Below are 18471 nucleotides of genomic sequence, written 5' to 3'. Positions count from 1 at the left end.
TACAGAGTGAGAGAAATGTCAATAAAAAACAGCAGCATTCTTTCCGTTTTTTGATATAATCATAGATACCATATGAAAAAATTGCGAAAGGGGCAAACAAGATGATCTATGTGATGAGCGATATACATGGCATGGCTGATCGTTATCAGGAAATGTTGGAATTGATCGATTTTAATGAACAGGATACACTTTATGTACTGGGAGATATCATTGATCGGGGAAATGGATCAATCAAAGTATTGCAGGACATGATGCGCCGTCCTAATGTGCATGGGATATTTGGCAATCATGAATGGATGTGCGTAGAATGTATGAAGTGGCTGTCGGAAGAAATCAGTGAAGCGTCTATAAGCAGGATCGACGAAGAACAACTGATGAAACTATCGGATTGGATCAATAACGGCGCTTATCCGACGATTCGAGAGCTGCTTGCATTGTCTTTGGAAGAACGCATGGCGATCATGGATTATTTGCTGGATTTCAGTGCTTATGAAGAAATTACGGTAAACGGGAAGTATTATCTTTTGGTACACGCCGGACTGGGGAATTTTCAAAAAGATAAGCCGCTTTTTCACTATGATGTAAACGATTTTATCTGGGAGCGTCCGGATTGGGAGATTCCTTATTTTGACGAAGCCGATCGTTTCGTGATCGTCGGTCATACGCCGACACTGGGAATCAGCGGGAAAGCGGAGATCTTTCATCATAATCAATTCATTGCCATCGACTGCGGTGCGTGTTTTCAAGACGGCGCATTGGCTTGCCTCTGTTTGGATACGATGGAAGAATTTTATTGCTAGGCAGTCAGTTCAGGCGGCGAAACGGCCGTCTTTTTTTGATCAAGGAAAGCATAGAGCAGTTTGGCGGATTGACAGTGAGCAGGGGAAATGACATATAATGAAATCCTGATTGGAGGTATGGATATGAATAGAGAAGAGATCCAGCATTATTTAGTACAGTATTATGAGGACTGTACGCTTAAACGCCGCTTAAATGCTAAGACGATCAAAGCTTATAAGATCGACTTGAAGCAGTTTTTGGACATCATGGAAGAAAATGATTATACTGATCATGCGGCACTGCGCGATTACGTTTACCAGCTCAATCGGCAATATGACAAATACAAGACCGTAAAGCGCAAGCTCGCAAGTGTGAAAGCATTTTATCATTATTTGGAATATGAAACGATCATAATAGACAATCCTTTTCACAAGATCAAGATACAGTGCAGAGAGCCGCTGCTTTTGCCCCGTACCATTTCCTCACAGCAGTTAAGAGCGATCTTTTCCTGTGTTTACGATGATCTGGAACATGCACGGTCTGACTTTGCGTTCAAGTATCATATGCGCAACGTCGTATTGCTGGAACTGCTGTTTACGACCGGTATGCGTATATCCGAATTATGCGGCTTAAGAAAAGAAGATATTGATTTGAAGGAGCGCACAGTCAAAATATTCGGCAAAGGGGCTAAGGAACGCATGCTTTATTTAGGCAATGATGAGGTAGTGGAGCTATTAAAGCGATACATGCAAAGCATTGTGCAAGATCGTGCTTCGCCTTATTTCTTTGTCAATAAATACGGTGAGAAGTTATCTGATCAGTCGGTTCGCAATCTGCTTCATATGCTGGAACGGCGTTTAGGGTTTTCCAAGCCGCTCACACCGCATATGTTTCGCCATACCTTTGCGACCTGTCTGCTGGAAAAAGATGTCGATATTCGCTATATTCAGAAAATACTGGGACACAGCTCCATTGCCATTACCCAGATTTACGCGCATGTGACAAGTACGAAGCAGAAAGAGATCCTGACCCTGAAAAATCCCCGCAACGACTATAACCGTTTCGATAAGCGCATTCACTGATCTTAGCGCATGATGTGCTAGGCAAATACATTGGGCTTTGTTATAATAGAAAAGAACAAGAACGAACAGAATAAGAGGTGATCAGATGAATGGCGCAAAGCGTAGGCTCCTCATCTTTGAACAGTTAAAGGAAGCGAAAAGCGTTGAGGTCAAGCAACTGGCAAAACAATATGAAGTATCGCCGATGACGATTCGCCGCGACCTTTCTTTATTTGCGAAGCAGGGACTTGTTTCCTTAAATTATGGCGGTGCGATCTTGAATGAAGGAAGCGGGGTCGAAGCGAGCTTTTCGCTGAAAGCCGCACAGGCGCAAAGTGCCAAAGCTGCTATTGCCAAAGAAGCCGCCCGTTTGGTAAATGAGGGAGAAACGATTTTATTAGACTGTGGAACGACGACCTATGAAATGGCAAAGTATCTGAGTGATAAAGCGATCACGGTGATCACGAATTCATGGAAAATTCTGCAAGTATTGCAAAATACGCCGAAAATTAAGGTGATCCTGGCGCCGGGCACCTATTCGCGCATATCGCAGGGGGCGATCAGTTCCGATACGATACGCTTTATCGGCGAACATCATGTCGATCATGTGTTCATGTCTACACAAGGACTTGATCTGGCATGGGGCGCCAGCGTTCCCGATGAAATGGATGCGAATGTAAAGCAGGCGCTGATGAAAGCGGGCAGTCACTGCATCTTGTTGGCAGATCAAAATAAATTTGATCAGCGCTATTTTGCCCGTTATGCGAAGATCGATGAATTTGATCTGGTCATCAGCGACCGTCAATTGGAAGAAGCTGAAAAGCAGGCATTAAAACAAATGCGAACCGGGTATTTACAGGTCATAGTACATTCTGCTTAAAAACACAAAAAAGAACAAAAAGAAACAGATGGAGCAGAAAGGGAAACAGGATGAGGTGTTCCCCTTTTTTCTTTTTCCAAAAAAACTTCTATTTCTAAAAGGCAGGACTAGGCGCAAAGTAAAATCCCAAGTATGATAAAGACGAAGGTACAGGAGGTTCATAATATGGAATGGATGATTGATACTGCTGATTTAACCAAGATCAAAGAATTGATCGAATATTATCCGATCTGCGGTGTAACCAGCAATCCCAGTATTGTAAAAAAAGCGGCGCCGCAAGACTTTTTCGCACATATGCGGGAAATTCGCAAATGCATCGGCAAAGAGCGTTCTTTGCATATTCAAGTAACAGCGAAAACGGCAGAGGATATGTTGGCGGAAGCGCGGATGATCCATGAAAAGGTAGACGATGCGGTCTATATCAAAATACCGGTTACCAAAGAAGGATTGAAGGCGATCAAGCTGTTGAAAGAAGCAGGCTTTCGGGTAACGGCAACCGCGATCTATACCGAGATGCAGGCATATTTGGCCATGTGTGCCGGTGCGGATTATCTCGCCTTATATATCAATCGCATCGCTAATTTAGATCATGATCCGATGATCGTGGTCGAACATGTGGCGGCGGCGATCCATGCCCACCAAGCAGACTGTCAGATCTTGGGGGCAAGCTATAAAAATCTCAGACAAGTACAGGAAACGCTCGTCAATGGGGCAACGGCGGTAACAGTGCCGGCAGATATCCTGCCGCTTACCTTTGCCAATCCTTCGATCGAACAAGCGGTGGAGGGATTTGAGCGAGACTGGTTCTCCTTGTATGGAGAAGGCAATGATTTATTGAAGATGGGAAAGGAGCAGTAAATGATGTATGGTTTATTAAGTATGGAAATTACCAATCAAGATTGTGATTTTACAAGGATCGAAGCGATGCGTAACCGGATGTATCATCGTAAAGCGACGATCTGTGCGCAGCGTGCGGAAATCATTACCGCCTCTTTTCAAAAACATGAAGAGGATCCGATCGTGATCAAACGAGCCAAGGCGTTTGCGGATATCCTTGATCAGATGGATATTTACATCGAACAAGATACCTTGATCGCAGGCAATCAGGCATCGCGTAATTTCGCCGCGCCGATCTTTCCGGAGTATTCGATCGACTGGATCATAGAAGAATTAGACGAGTTTGACAAACGCAGCGGCGACGCTTTTTCCATTGATGAAGAAACAAAAGAAAAGCTGCGCAAGATCGCTCCTTATTGGAAAGGCAAGACGCATCAGGATGAAGTATTAAAAAATTTATCGCCGATCAATCGCTTGGCAGAGCAACAGGGCGTTTTGCATCGCGGTGGGATTTCGATGTCCGGAGATGGGCATATCATTCCCAATTATGAGTTTGTGCTGGCAAATGGCTTTGGCGGCATGCGTGAGATCGCGAAGCAGCACTTGCAAAACGATCAAGATCTAAGTGAAGAACAGATTGCTTTTTATGAGGCTTCGATCATTACGATGGATGCGGCGCTGCGTTATTGTAAACGCTTTGCAAAGCGGGCAAAGGAAGAGGCAAATGCTTGCGGCGATGTCAAACGCAAAAGCGAGCTGCTGGATATGAGCCAAATGTTCGCCCATTTGATGGAAGGCAAGGCACAAAGCTTTTATGAAGCGGTGGAAACCGTATATCTGGTGCATCTGTTAATGATGATCGAAAGCAATGGGCACAGCTTTTCATTTGGCCGCTTTGATCAGTATATGTGGCCTTATTATGAAAAAGATCGTGCCAATGGCATGTTAAGCAAAGAAAAGGCGCTGGAGCTGATCACCCATTTCTTTATTATGACCAACTCGCTTAATAAAGTACGTCCTTGGGATCATACCCAGTACAGCGGCGGTTATCCGCTTTACTCTAATTTGATGGTGGGCGGCATGAAGCCGGATGGCAGCGATGGCACCAATGATCTTTCTTATCTTTGCTTAGAAGCGATGGCTTTGACCGGCTTGCCGGAACCGAATTTAAGTGCACGTTTCTTTGCCGGAAGCGATCATGCATTTATGAAGGATGTGGCGCGTTTGATTCGCAAAGGGTTCGGTATGCCTTCGATCTTCTGCGATGAGGTGTGTATTCCGGCAATGATGTCGCTTGGCTTAAAAGAAGAAGTCGCTCGTGAATATGCGTCAATGGGCTGCGTGGAAACGGCGATCCCGGGACGCTGGGGACATCGTGCGACCGGCATGACGTATGTGAATTTCGGCAAGATCATCGAACTGGTCATGTATAACGGCTATGATCCAAGTACCGGCATTCAGCTGGTAAAATTGAATGGGGAAGCGGGAAAAGCGATTCATTATCAAAGCTATGAAGAAGTATTTGCGGCATGGGAAACACTGCTTCGCTATTATACCGATCTGGCGATCGACTGTGATCTGGTGTGTGATCGCGCCTTGAAATATCATGATGCCGATGCGTTTGCTTCCAGTACGGTAAACTGCTGTTTGGCGCGCGGCAAGACCTTGAAAAACGGCGGTGCGGAATATGACTATGTCAGTTCTTCTAATATCGGACCTTCGGTGGTAGGCGATAGCTTGGCGGCAATCAAGAAACTGGTGTTTGAGGAAAAGAAATTGACCTTGGAACAGCTGCAGGATGCGATGCTTCACAATTTTGCGGGACTTGAAGGCGCTAAGATCCGCAAGCTATGTAAGAATGCGCCGAAATTCGGCAATGATGATGATTATGTCGATCAGATCGTCGCCGATGTGTATGAATCCTATTTGAAGCTGCTGCCGCTTTATCATACCGATCGTTATGGCAAAGGACCGATCGGCTGTACTTATACGATGTCTACCTCGAATATTACCTCTTATGTGCCAAATGGCTTTGATGTCGGTGCGACGCCGGATGGACGCTTAGCGACGATGCCGTTAAATGAAGGCTGCTCTCCGTGTCTGAGCGCCGATAAAGAAGGTCCTACGGCCGTCATCAATTCGGTGTCAAAGCTGCCAAATCAAAAAATGGCAGGCGGACAGCTGCTGAATATGCGCTTTACCCCGGGGGCTTTGGCCGGTGAGGACAATCTGGAGAAATTTACCTGCTTTATGGAAGCGGGCAGAAAGAAAAATATCTTCCATAATCAGTTTAATATCGTAGACAGTGAAACTTTGAAAAAAGCAAAGGCGCATCCGGAAGATTATCCGGATCTGATGGTGCGGGTTGCCGGCTATTGCGCACTGTTCTCTACGCTGATGCCGGAAGCACAGGATGCGATCATCGCCAGAAGTGAGCATGACTGGCGATAAAGCGCTGATTTCCAAGATTCAGCGCTACTCCACCAAAGACGGACCGGGTCTGCGCACAACGGTATTTTTCATGGGCTGTTCTTTACGCTGCAACTGGTGCGCGAATCCGGAAACATTATCCGCAAAACCACAGGTCTATTATTTTAAGGAACGCTGTCAGCACTGCGGTCTTTGCGTACAGGCGGGCAATGGAGCGATCAGCTTTGATCAGGTCGGCTGTCTGATCGATCGCGATCATTGTCAAAATCTTGCGGAGATGGTGGAATTATGCCCGTTTGATGCTTATGAAACAGTTGGAATGTGGAAAAGTGCGGAAGAGCTGGCAGAGATACTGTTGAAGGACCAGACGTTTTATGAGAGCACGGGCGGCGGCGTTACTTTTTCCGGCGGTGAAGCGGCTTTGCAAAGTGCCTTCGTCCTGCACTGTGCTAAGCTCCTAAAGCAGCACGGCATTCATATTTGCCTAGATACGGCAGGATATGTATCGTGGGAACATTTAGACGCATTGAGTGATGTCGTTGATCTGATCTTATACGACATCAAAGCGTTTGATCCGCTCATTCATAAACGCTGTACCGGATATTCCAATGAAAAGATATTAGACCATTTCATCAGACTGGTACAGAAAAAAGTACCGATGCGCGTACGGATGATCGTCGTACCGGATCAAAATGACGATGTGCAGGATCTGAAAGCACGTATTGATTTTGTGGCAAAGCATCGAGATTGCGTGGAACAGGTCGATCTGTTGAACTATCATATATACGGCATTGGCAAATATGAAAAACTGGGCATGATCTATCCGCTTGCCGATCAGCGCAGCGCTGCAGATGATTCCTTAAAGTGGCTTTTGGAATACGGAGAAGCCAAAGGACTGCGGATGACGATCGGCGGTTGATGTGAAATTGCATGTATTGTAATCGAAAAGGGCGTAAAAACCCTTTTTCTTTCTGATAGATCCAGAAAACGATGTTTTTTCACTGCATACAGATCATGGATAATACTGTTCCTATACATATGCTTATGGTATAATAAGTACATATTTGCATCAAAATATAGAAGAAGCGGAAGAAAAGAAACAGGTGATGTATGATGACAGAGGAAAGAAATCCCGAACAAAAGAAAAAAACCGTACAGGTGAAACTGGTGCGCCATAAATGGCCTGATGAAATCGCGGCAGAAAAAGCGCTGCGCCGAAAGACGATCTTATTGGTGATCGGTGCGATCTTATTTTTTGGGATCGGCTATGCCTGCAATGCGGTAACGAAAACAAACGGTGTTGCTTCTTCAAGCGCCAATCAGAAATTAAATGAAGTCTATGACATCATGCTGAATCAATGGTACTTTGGAAAAGATATTGACAGCCTCGATGAAGCATTGCTGAATCAGGCGTTAAAGGGCATGAGCGGCAGTGAAAGCGATCCTTACACATCTTATTTGACAAAGGAGGAAACGATGGAGCTCTCTTCTTCTTTGCAGGGAAGTGTCATGGGGATCGGTGTTGAATATGTCTATCTATATGACAGTGGCTCTTTCTACATTGTGAATGTGTTTGCGAATGGACCGGCAGGGCGTGCAGGTCTATGCAGCGGTGATCAGATCATCAGTGTAAATGAAGAAAGCGTTGCGGGACTTGACAGCGATGCGCTGCGGGAAAAGATCGTAGGTGAAAAAGGGACGAGCGTACGCATGCAGGTCAAGCGGGAAAATAAACTGCTGGATTTTGAGATCGAGAGAGGTGAAGTTGCCAGCTCGGTATTCGGCGAAGTAAAGGGCAGCGTCGGTATCCTGACGATTGCTTCGTTTGCGGAAAATTCCGGTGAATTGGTGGGCGACTATCTGAAAGAATTTGATCAGCAGGGCGTAACTTCTTTGATCGTCGATCTGCGCGGGAACGGCGGCGGCTATGTACAGGCGGCAGTGGACATTGCCAATCATTTGCTGCCGGAGGACAGTGTTGTCCTGTATGAAGAAAAACGGGATGGTTCTATGAGCGAAAACAGAACATCCGGATCAGGCAAGCAGTACCGCTATGATGCGATGGCGGTGCTGGTAGATGGCGATACGGCAAGTGCTTCCGAGGTCTTGACCGCTGCTTTGCGCCATTATTTAGATGCTGAAATCGTAGGCGTCAATACCTTTGGCAAAGGCACGGTGCAGATCACCAAGCCTTTTGCAGATGGCTCGTCGCTGAAATATACGATTGCGCAGTGGCTGACGCCTGCCAAAGAAAAAATACATGGCAAAGGCATCGCACCGGATGTTGAGATCGCTTCGGCAGAGGCGCACCTGTTCTCACCGGTGGCATTAAACGGTACTTATGCTGCGGACAGCGTTTCTCAGCCAGCGGTCATCGTACAGAAAGAATTGGCTTTTTTAGGCTATGCGGTGGATCGTGAAGATGGCTATTTCAGTACCGCCAGCAGTGAAGCATTGAAGCAGTATCAGCGAAATATCGGTATGGAAACAGACGGCGTGATCGATCAGGCGGTCATGGACGCACTTTATTCCAGTGTGCAGTTAAAATGGAATGCGGAAAAAGAGACACTGGATACCCAGATGATAAAAGCAATGGAGGTCGTAAATGACAGATAGCAGGAAAGAAGAAAAAGGCTTTGAACTGGTTTCCAAGTTTCAGCCGCAGGGAGATCAGATCAGCGCTATTCAAGAACTGGTAGAAGGAATCAAAAAAGGAAAAAAGACACAGGTTTTACTAGGCGCAACCGGTACCGGTAAGACATTTACCGTATCTAATGTCATTGCGCAGATCAATAAACCGACCTTGGTCTTTGTGCATAATAAAACGCTGGCAGGTCAGCTGTACTCGGAGTTTAAGGAGTTTTTCCCGCATAATCGGGTAGAGTATTTTGTTTCTAACTTCGATTATTATCAGCCGGAGGCATATTTGCCCAAAAGCGATACGTATATTGACAAGAATGCGACGACGAATATGGAGCTGGATATGCTGCGGATGGCGGCGACCAATTCGGTATTGGAACGGCGTGATACGATCATCATCGCCTCTGTAGCCTGCATTTACGGTGCAAGCAATCCTGAACAGTACCGCGATATGTTTTTCTCAGTGCGCGTGGGAGAAAAGGTCGATCGGCAGGACATTTTGAAAAAGCTGGTTGCGCAGCAGTATACGCGCAATGATATGGATTTGGCCAGAGGCTGTTTTCGGGTGCGCGGCGATAATATCGAAATCGCATTGGGACATACCGATGCCTATATTTTAAGGATCGAACTGTTTGATGATGAGATCGAGCGAATTGCGGAAGTCGATCCGTTGACAGGCAAGGTGCAAAACGCATACAGCGTTTATGTGATCTATCCCGCAAGCGGCTATGCAACGAGCAGAGATGTGATGCTTCGGGCATGTGAAACGATCGAAGAAGAATTGGAAGATCGCCTGCAGGTGCTGGAAGCGGATGGGAAGCTGTTAGAGAAACAACGCCTGGAACAGCGCACGCGCTATGATATTGAAGCGCTGCGGGAATTTGGCGTCTGCCCGGGCATTGAAAACTATTCCCGTCATATCGACGGACGCAAACCGGGAGAAATGCCTTATACGCTGTTTGATTATTTCCCCGATGATTTTTTATTGATCGTTGATGAAAGTCATGTATCGTTGCCACAGGTGAGAGGCATGTATAACGGCGATCGCGCCCGCAAGGAAGTGCTGGTCGATTATGGTTTCCGCCTGCCCAGCGCTTTAGATAACCGTCCGCTGCGCTTTGAAGAATTTGAGGGAAAGATCCATCAGGCGATCTTTGTATCCGCAACACCGGGCGATTATGAATTGGCGAAAACACATGGCGAGGTCGTGGAACAGATCATTCGTCCGACCGGCCTGTTAGATCCGTTAGTGGAAGTGCGCCCGACACATGGACAGATCGATGACCTGGTCGATGAAATTAAAAAACGCATCGCCCGCAATGAGCGTACGCTGGTAACGACGCTCACGGTGCGCATGGCAGAAGATCTCAGCACGTATCTGAAGGGACTTGATTTTAAGGTGGCCTGGCTGCATCATGAAGTCAAGACGATCGAGCGTACGGAAATCATCCGCGATCTGCGCAAAGGGAAATATGATGTGTTAATTGGGATCAACCTGCTAAGGGAAGGTTTGGATATTCCCGAAGTTTCATTGATTGCGATATTAGATGCGGATAAGGAAGGCTTTTTGCGCAGCGAGCGTTCTTTGATTCAGATCATCGGACGTGCGGCGCGTAATGCCGATGGTACGGTAATCATGTACGGGGATCAGATCACCGGTTCAATGGAGCGTGCGATCACGGAAACCAAACGCCGCCGTAGCATTCAAGAAGCATATAATCAAGCACATGGCATCGTACCGCAGACGATCATCAAACCGATCCATGAAGTGGTAAGAAGCAAAGAAACAAAACAGATGACTGCGGCTTATATGAAGAAAAAGCAGAAGATCGGCAAGAAAGAAAAAGAGAAGCTGTTGGCAGGCATCGAAAAAGAAATGCGCGAAGCCGCAAAAGTGCTTGACTTTGAACGGGCGGCAGAGCTGCGTGATATTTTGATCGAGCTGAGGAGCTGATATGAAAGTGCATCATATCCCAAGCAGTCAGATCATCTTTACCAAGTGCGCTTATCCAACGGCATTAGCAGAAAGCATGGAGCGTATCGGCATTGTCTTTCCTTTGCGCTTGCGCTGGCAAAATGACAGTTATGTCTGCCTTGACGGACACAAACGGCTCAGCGTGCTGGCAGCGTTAAAGAAAGAAACAGAAGTGCCTGCGCTCATTGAAAACGACGGCAGCATGCGCACGCAGGGAAGCTGGCATTTGATGAATCATCATTAGGAGGGAACTTCCCTCTTTTTTGTTGAGAAACAATCGCTTGTCTTTGCCATAGGCGCATGCTAGAATGAAAGCAGAGGTGAAGTTCTATGTACTGGATCATTTTTGGTATTGTCGATCTTTTTGTATTGGCGGTGTTTGGCACCTTGCTTCACTTGCGCAAAAAGAAGAGTTGGGAATCACTGTTCAATGATTATGAATTAAAAGAGGATTTGCCGAAAGAGGTGCAGGAAAAATATTGGGAAGATGCGACGGCGCTGGATGCAAAACTGTTTTTTCGGATATTTTTATTGATACAACTGGGTGCAATCGGTTCTTATTTTACCGCATGGATATGGCTGTTTATCGTATGTGCTGCGATCTATATTGTTATTTGGTATGGATATGCTTTTCTGAAAATAAAAGTTAAATATCAAAAGCAAAAGGAATCTTTCCATTGAACTGGAGGATAGGATATTATTTGTTTCCGTTATGGATCTTGTTTTTAAGAGATTTCAGCAGTACAGGAGATAGGGATTGTTGTTTTTGGGAAAATCCTGTGCTGTTATCGGAAAAGAACAGGTATCCATCAACGGCAAAAACAGGGGAAATTTATAGAACCATCTATTGATACATATTTTTATCGATAAATTTATGCGTTTATGCATATTTTTATCGATATTTTTATGCATTCGTGCATATTTTTATCGAACTTATGCAATATTAACAAGATTCGTGGTATAATGATAACGGTGATGGTATGAAAAGAACAATACTAAATCAGTTGCGAATATGGAAACAAAAACCGGATAAACGGCCACTGATCATTAAAGGCGCCAGACAGGTAGGGAAAACGTATATCATCAGAGAATTTGCCAGAACGGCATATCAGGATATGGTGGAAATCAATTTTGAAAGAGATTTGGAATTAAAAAGGATCTTTGAAAAGACCCATAAGCCGAAAGAACTATTGGAATATTTACAGTTATCTTATCTTGATAAAAGCTTTGATTCGCAGACACTATTGTTTATGGATGAAATTCAGGCATGCCCGGATGCGCTTACTGCCTTGAAGTTTATGGCAGAAGAATTCCCATGTGATATTATCTGTTCAGGCAGTTTATTAGACGTCGCGATTTCGAGGACTTCCTCTTATCCGATGCGCTATGTAGAAACATGGGAAATGAAGCCGATGTCTTTCATGGAATTTCTAATGGCAATGGGAATCAGCGAAGCGCTGCTGGATCAATTAAAAGAAGCAGTGTTTTTGAAAACACCACTGCCGGAAGTATTACATGAGAAAATGAATGAGTTATTCAAGACTTATTTAATAGTCGGAGGAATGCCGGAAGTTGTAAAAAAATATAAAGAAACAAAATCTTATATTGAATGCCTGCGTATTCAAAGAGGGATCGTCAATGATTATCTACAGGATATGGTGAAATATGCAGATGGAGCGAACGCACTGAAAATACGAGAGTGCTTTGCTTCTATTCCATTGCAGCTGGCAAAAGAAAATCAGAAATTCCAATATAGTGTAGTAAAAAAAGGATATAATGCCAGATACTATGATGCCAGTTTGAAATGGCTTGCGGATAGTGGGTTGATCATTAAAGTCAATCGACTGTCTCATATCGCAAAACCGATCACGGCCCAGGTGGAATTGGCCGTTTTTAAGATTTTTATGGCAGACTGCGGACTCTTTTTATCACAGCTGCATGATGGGGATATTAAAGCGATCTTAGATGATGAAATGGGAATTTATCAAGGGGCGCTATATGAAAATGTAGTGGCACAGATGTTAGCACAGTATCATAAAACCTGTTATTATTATGAACCTAGTCAATCAACGGAAATTGACTTTATTGTAGAATATGAGGGAGAGATCACACCGATCGAAGTAAAAGCCGGCGTTCATACTGCTTCTATTTCTTTTAGAAACTATGTGAAAAAATATCAGCCGAAACAGTCCTATCGTTTCTCTAAGAAAAATATTGGATATGACGAAGTGCATCAGATTCACTACTTTCCTCTTTATACAGTAGAATTTCTGTTGGAGCAGGAGAAACAAATCTTGCAATCAGAATAGAAAAGGGACCATCATTAGATGAACACCGATAAGGAAGTATCACAAGTAAACTAACTTAACGGCTGACAAACAGGTTTGCAAACAGAAACAGAGAGCTTACCATTTTGAAAGTGGTCGGCTCTCTGTTTTTCTATCTCCGCATTGTTACGCAGTAGAATCTCATTTTTGAGGGAAAAGGCATAAATCCCTTACCTTTGATATTTTCGTATCTGTAAGCCGCTTAAATCTAGGCTTTTTCGTCCTCTATCGCGTAACATTACTATGGCAATTCATATTACTATTCGCGCGAAACGAACTCTGTGTGTCATTCCGGCTTCCGGTGTTGAATTACCCGATGTCGGAAAATCCAACACAATTAAATAAAGGTAGATAAAGTAAAGATTAAATAATTACGGATTTAATCAATTACCTATTCCTTTTCTTTCCGTCTCTTAATGTTTCAACAAAACAATCAAAACACCTGCTGTAACCGCCGTCATAACTTCGCTGATAGAATGGCAGAGCCATACGGCTTCGCTGCCAAAAATCAGCGGAAGAACGGCAATTAAAATTGGCGGCCATATTACGCTACGGGATAGAGATACCGCAAGGGCTTTACTTGTACGCTCGTTTGCCTGCCAATAGGAAATCATTAAAATATTAAATCCTGCAAGGAAGAAACCGGAAAAGTAAGGCAGACTTTTACTCTCCATAAAGTTGATCAGTTCAATATCTCCCGGATTGAAAATAGAGAAAAAGCCGCGAGAGAAGAACACGATCAAGACATAGCACAAAACGCCTATTGCTAAAAACGCTTTAATGGAAAAGCCAAGCAGAGATTTGCTCCGTTTTTCTTCTCCTGTTCCCATAAAATAACTAAACACGGGTTGCAAGCCCTGCGCCATGCCAAGAAACAGCGTCAAAATAATCAACATCAAATAACCAATTACAAGGTAAGCCGCAAGACCAATTTCCCTAAATCCATAATGCACAATGGCAAAGTTATACACAAAGGTAATAATGCCAATCGTAAACTCCATAATAAAAGACGGAAAGCCAAGTACATAAACAGAACAGAGATTTTTCCATTTCAATTTGAACTTTGTTAAATACAAATTTCCGCGTTTGAATATAAAATGGGGCAGCATGATTAAAACGCTGAAAATAGGACCAAGTGCAGTAGCCAACGCTGCACCGGCAATACCCATGTTTAAGGGATACATAAACACATAGTCCAAAACAATATTTGATACAGAGCCAAACATAAGAGCAAACATGGCAAGTTTTGGACGGTTATCATTACGCACTAGACCGCTTAATAAGAAACTGAAAAGCAGGAATGGGGAAAAGGTAACAATGTACCGCATATAACTGATTGCTTCGTCGTGGATAACCGGAGCTGAGCCTAAGAGTTCAGCAAGCGGGTGTATAAAAATATTTCCCAATACACTAATCAGCAGACCCATAACAGCCGTGCATAGTGCAGCAAGGCTAAAAATGTGGCGTGCTTTTTCTTTCTCACCCTGACCGAGATGTGCAGAAATCAAAACTCCCGCACCTGTGGCAACCGCCATAGACAATGCAATCAGTATTTCGACGAGCGGAACAGAAACGGCTGCGGCTGCCATAGCGTCGCGGCCAAGTCGATTGCCAATGAATATACCGTCAACGATCATATAGACTGAGTTGAACAGTAACCCAATCATTTGCGGTACGGCATATTTGGCAAATAAAGTGTATGATTTGCCTTCATACATGATAATCAATCCTCCTAACAAATAAAAAAGGCTAGCGTTTGTGTAACGCTGGCCTACTACACAACAAAATGAAACCCCGGCGGGCTGATTTTATTTAATTATTTTCCCTTTCTTTTACAAGTTCTATCGCCTCCTTTCCTGTAACATAGTCGATTGTCATTTCCAACATACAAAGAGGTTTCCACTCACGGCTTATGGCATCATCACGGTTTGCGGCAATATCTTCCGGCGCATATTTGATTGCCAATTTTTCTATCGCTGCTCTCTTTTCGCTATTATCTTAGATTATCCATATTCGTCCAAAAGCAATTACACTTCTAAAATAAGTCGTGGACTCCTCCGGCATAACTAAATCTTTATCAATCACACAAAACGACACTTTTTGCACTGTGAAAATAGATTTTTCCGTCGTCATACACATAACTGATTGGAACGGCGTAAGGATAATCATTGTCGCCTAAAAGGGCAAGCGCACTAGATGTCCCCTTAAGCAAAATATCCTAAACTTCTTTTTGAGATAGCACCTACTTTTTTCTTCTCATTTCTCGAAATACCATATAGACCTCCATAATCCATAAAAAATAAACGCTTACTCTTACTCCTTCAATGGCCTAATGGAGCAAAAATAAGCGTTTCTCGGCAGAAACTTATTCTTGCTTAGAATACCATATAGCCCTAAAAAGGTCAAGAGATTTTCAAAAATCACTCATGCTCACATTTCCTGTGCCTGTCTATTTTGCCATGGCGATCCTTCTATAAGGAGAAAGGCTCTGACGAAAGCGTAATTTTCATCATATGCGATATGCACAAAACAGATAGGAATAGCCGTTTTTATAAAACTTGGAATACAGGTACACTTGATAAAAGCAGGTAGATGAAAAAAAGGGAAATAATGGTGTGAACAGTTAGAACTTTTTTTTACTTTTGTGTATAATGTATGCGTATATTCGTTACGGATATTGCAAGACTAATGTAAGAAAAGCGGGTGATACTATGAAACATGATGTAATAACCATAAAAGGAGCAAGAGAAAACAACCTGAAGAATATCGATTTAGAGATTCCCAGAGATCAATTTGTCATTATGACAGGTGTATCGGGATCAGGAAAAACATCGCTGGCATTTGATACGATCTATGCGGAAGGACAGCGGCGTTATGTGGAATCGTTAAGCGCCTATGCCCGGCAGTTTTTAGGCAATAGTGAGAAACCGGATGTAGACAGTATTGAGGGCCTTTCTCCGGCAATCTCGATCGATCAGAAGACAACCAGTAATAATCCGCGTTCTACGGTAGGAACGGTTACAGAAATTTATGACTACCTGCGTTTGCTTTATGCACGCATCGGGGTGCCATACTGTCCGATCCATCACGAGCCGATCACTTCCCAGACGATCAAGCAGATGGTAGATCGGGTAATGGAACTGCCGGATAAAGCGCGGCTGATGATTTTGGCGCCGGTGGTGCATGGAAAAAAAGGAACGCATAAAGATCTGTTAGAAAAACTGGCAAAGGAAGGGTATGTGCGCGCCAGAGTGGACGGCGATGTGATGCTGTTAGAAGATGTGCCGGCGCTTGAGAAAAATAAAAAGCATGATATTGATGTCGTAGTGGATCGTATCGTAAAAAGTGAGGATCGTTCGCGTGTGCATGACTCGCTGGAAACAGCCCTGCGGTTGTCAGATGGTCTGGCGGTAGTCGTGCATGGTGATGAAGAAATCTTGTTTTCTTCCAACTATTCCTGTAAATACTGCGGTTTTTCTATTCCGAAGCTGGAACCGCGGCTGTTCTCATTCAATGCGCCGTTTGGGGCATGTCCGACCTGCAAGGGGCTTGGGATTACGATGAAGGTGGATGTCGATTATCTGATTCCGAACCGTTCGCTCAGCATTCGCGAGGGCGGCATCACGTATTATAAAAACATCATTGCCAAGGACAATATCGAATGGCAGCGGTTTCGTGCGCTTTGCGAGCATTATCAGATCGATCTGGATAAGCCGATCAAGGAGCTCAGCAAAAAAGAAATGCGCTATATTTTATATGGTGCGGATGAGCCGATCCGCTATCAGATCAGGACACGTTCCGGCTATATGGATAAATATGAAGTGATCGAAGGTGTTTGTACGCTGATCGAACGCCGCCATCTGGAAACGACCTCGTCGATGGCAAGAGAGTGGTATGCGAGCTTTTTAGCGGAAGCGCCATGTCCTGACTGCGGCGGGAAACGCTTGAATGAACAGGCATTGGCAGTGTATGTCGGCGGCAAGAATATTTATGAATGGACGCAGATGTCGGTCAAGCAGGCTTTGCAGTTTATGGAGGAACTGCAATTAACGAAGCAGCAGACGGATATTGCGCGATTGATCTTAAAGGAAATCAAGGAGCGTCTGAGCTTCTTAAATGATGTAGGGCTGGCATATTTGACGCTGGATCGTTTAGCCGGCACGTTATCAGGCGGTGAAGCGCAGCGTATTCGTTTGGCTACGCAGATCGGTTCGCATTTAAGCGGAGTGCTGTATGTGCTAGATGAACCAAGCATCGGCTTGCATCAGCGCGATAATGACCGCTTGATCAACTCTTTGAAAAATATGCGTGATTTAGGCAACTCCTTGATCGTAGTAGAACATGATGAGGACACGATGCGTGCCAGCGATTATATCATTGACATCGGACCGGGTGCCGGCGTGCATGGCGGAGAAGTGGTAGCGGCAGGTACACCGGAAGAAGTGATGGCGAATGAACATTCGATCACCGGCGCTTATCTGTCTGGGCGCAAACGCATTGAAGTGCCGAAAGACCGCCGCAAAGGCAACGGCAAGAAGTTACAGATCGTTGACGCTTATGAGAACAACTTAAAACATGTCAATGCGACGATTCCCCTTGGCACCTTTACGGTCGTAACCGGGGTAAGCGGCAGCGGAAAATCCTCTTTGGTCACAGAAGTGCTTTCCAAAGGCGTTGCGCATGCGCTGGGCAGAGTGCGAATCAAGCCGGGCAAGCATAAAAAGATCAAAGGCTTAGAGCATATTGATAAGATCATTGATATTTCCCAAGATCCGATCGGCCGTACGCCGCGTTCCAATCCGGCAACTTATACCGGTGTATTTGACGATATCCGCGATCTGTTTGCGCAAACGCCGGAAGCAAAAATGCGCGGTTATGAAAAAGGGCGTTTTTCCTTCAATGTGAAAGGCGGCCGCTGTGAAGCGTGTCAGGGTGATGGGATCCTGCGTATTTCCATGCACTTTTTGCCGGATGTATTCGTACCTTGCGAGGAATGCGGCGGAAAACGCTATAATGAAGAGACATTGCAGGTTACTTATAAAGGGAAAAATATTTACGATGTACTGGAAATGAGCGTGGAAGAAGGAATTTCCTTCTTTTCCAGTGTACATAAGATCAAACATAAACTGCAGATCTTAAAAGATGTCGGATTAGGCTATATCAAATTAGGACAGAGCGCTACCACCTTATCCGGCGGCGAAGCACAGCGAGTGAAGCTTGCCAGTGAGCTGCAGAAGAAGGCGACCGGGAAAACGCTGTTTCTGCTAGATGAACCGACGACGGGCTTGCATACCGCCGATGTGGCAAAGCTGTTAGAGGTATTGCAGCGCATTGTGGATAACGGCGATACGGTCATCGTGATCGAGCATAATCTTGACATTATCAAATGTGCAGATTATATTATTGATATTGGTCCGGAGGGCGGAGATGAAGGCGGCAATATCGTCGCCTGCGGAACACCGGAGGAAATTGCGCAGGTGAAAGCCTCTTATACGGGTCAGTATTTACAGAAGGTATTAAAGAAATGATCGTAGTTTCAGA

13 protein-coding genes and 1 pseudogene are annotated in these 18471 nt (G+C 44.6%); 12 read left to right on the top strand and 2 right to left on the bottom strand.

Annotation, left to right across the window (positions count from 1 at the left end; all coding sequences use genetic code 11):
- The first annotated feature begins 101 nt into the window (after positions 1–101).
- From C1712_RS07605 to C1712_RS07555, 11 genes are all read left to right on the top strand, one after another.
- Positions 102–800: a metallophosphoesterase gene (locus C1712_RS07605; RefSeq protein WP_102268169.1), complete on the top strand. Its 699-nt coding sequence runs from the start codon at positions 102–104 to the stop codon at positions 798–800.
- Between the two features lie 123 nt (positions 801–923).
- A complete protein-coding gene (locus C1712_RS07600) occupies positions 924–1862 on the top strand; it encodes a tyrosine-type recombinase/integrase (RefSeq protein WP_102269813.1) in 939 nt (312 codons plus the stop codon).
- A gap of 85 nt (positions 1863–1947) precedes the next feature.
- Positions 1948–2721, top strand: a complete 774-nt coding sequence (locus C1712_RS07595; RefSeq protein WP_102268167.1) for a DeoR/GlpR family DNA-binding transcription regulator — start codon at positions 1948–1950, stop codon at positions 2719–2721.
- 165 nt (positions 2722–2886) lie between these two features.
- Entirely contained in the window at positions 2887–3579 is a 693-nt protein-coding gene (locus C1712_RS07590) for a fructose-6-phosphate aldolase (RefSeq protein ID WP_102268166.1), read from the top strand.
- Between the two features lie 3 nt (positions 3580–3582).
- Positions 3583–6009: a glycyl radical protein gene (locus C1712_RS07585; protein ID WP_102269811.1), complete on the top strand. Its 2427-nt coding sequence runs from the start codon at positions 3583–3585 to the stop codon at positions 6007–6009.
- On the top strand, positions 5996–6907 hold the full coding sequence (locus C1712_RS07580) for a glycyl-radical enzyme activating protein (RefSeq protein ID WP_102268164.1): 912 nt from the start codon (positions 5996–5998) through the stop codon (positions 6905–6907). The genes C1712_RS07585 and C1712_RS07580 overlap by 14 nt, the downstream gene beginning before the upstream one ends.
- Before the next feature lie 194 nt (positions 6908–7101).
- On the top strand, positions 7102–8604 hold the full coding sequence (locus C1712_RS07575) for a S41 family peptidase (protein ID WP_180963094.1): 1503 nt from the start codon (positions 7102–7104) through the stop codon (positions 8602–8604).
- The gene (gene uvrB / locus C1712_RS07570) at positions 8594–10582 is read left to right on the top strand and encodes an excinuclease ABC subunit UvrB (protein ID WP_102268160.1); all 1989 of its coding nucleotides are present in this window, start codon (positions 8594–8596) and stop codon (positions 10580–10582) included. The genes C1712_RS07575 and uvrB overlap by 11 nt, the downstream gene beginning before the upstream one ends.
- A 1-nt stretch (position 10583) precedes the next feature.
- A complete protein-coding gene (locus C1712_RS07565; RefSeq protein ID WP_102268159.1) occupies positions 10584–10847 on the top strand; it encodes a ParB N-terminal domain-containing protein in 264 nt (87 codons plus the stop codon).
- 86 nt (positions 10848–10933) lie between these two features.
- Positions 10934–11284, top strand: coding sequence for a hypothetical protein (locus tag C1712_RS07560; protein ID WP_102268157.1), 351 nt, complete (start codon positions 10934–10936; stop codon positions 11282–11284).
- 299 nt (positions 11285–11583) lie between these two features.
- Positions 11584–12912 carry an ATP-binding protein gene (locus C1712_RS07555; RefSeq protein WP_102268155.1) on the top strand — a complete coding sequence of 443 codons (1329 nt, stop codon included), beginning with the start codon at positions 11584–11586 and terminating at the stop codon, positions 12910–12912.
- A gap of 431 nt (positions 12913–13343) precedes the next feature.
- Here the strand turns inward: C1712_RS07555 and C1712_RS07550 are convergent, their stop codons facing one another.
- Positions 13344–14648 carry an MATE family efflux transporter gene (locus C1712_RS07550; RefSeq protein WP_102268153.1) on the bottom strand — a complete coding sequence of 435 codons (1305 nt, stop codon included), beginning with the start codon at positions 14646–14648 and terminating at the stop codon, positions 13344–13346.
- Between the two features lie 94 nt (positions 14649–14742).
- Positions 14743–15172, bottom strand: a pseudogene (locus tag C1712_RS13255) (pyridoxamine 5'-phosphate oxidase family protein).
- 469 nt (positions 15173–15641) lie between these two features.
- Here C1712_RS13255 and uvrA point away from each other — a divergent pair.
- Positions 15642–18458, top strand: a complete 2817-nt coding sequence (gene uvrA / locus C1712_RS07540; RefSeq protein WP_102268151.1) for an excinuclease ABC subunit UvrA — start codon at positions 15642–15644, stop codon at positions 18456–18458.
- Positions 18459–18471: the final 13 nt, after the last annotated feature.

Origin of the sequence: Massilicoli timonensis (assembly GCF_900199515.1) — a bacterium.
Taxonomy (GTDB): Bacteria; Bacillota_I; Bacilli_A; order Erysipelotrichales; family Erysipelotrichaceae; genus Massilicoli; species Massilicoli timonensis.
The sequence above is the reverse complement of the archived record's forward strand: the minus strand, read 5'-3'. Positions and strand labels throughout refer to the sequence as shown.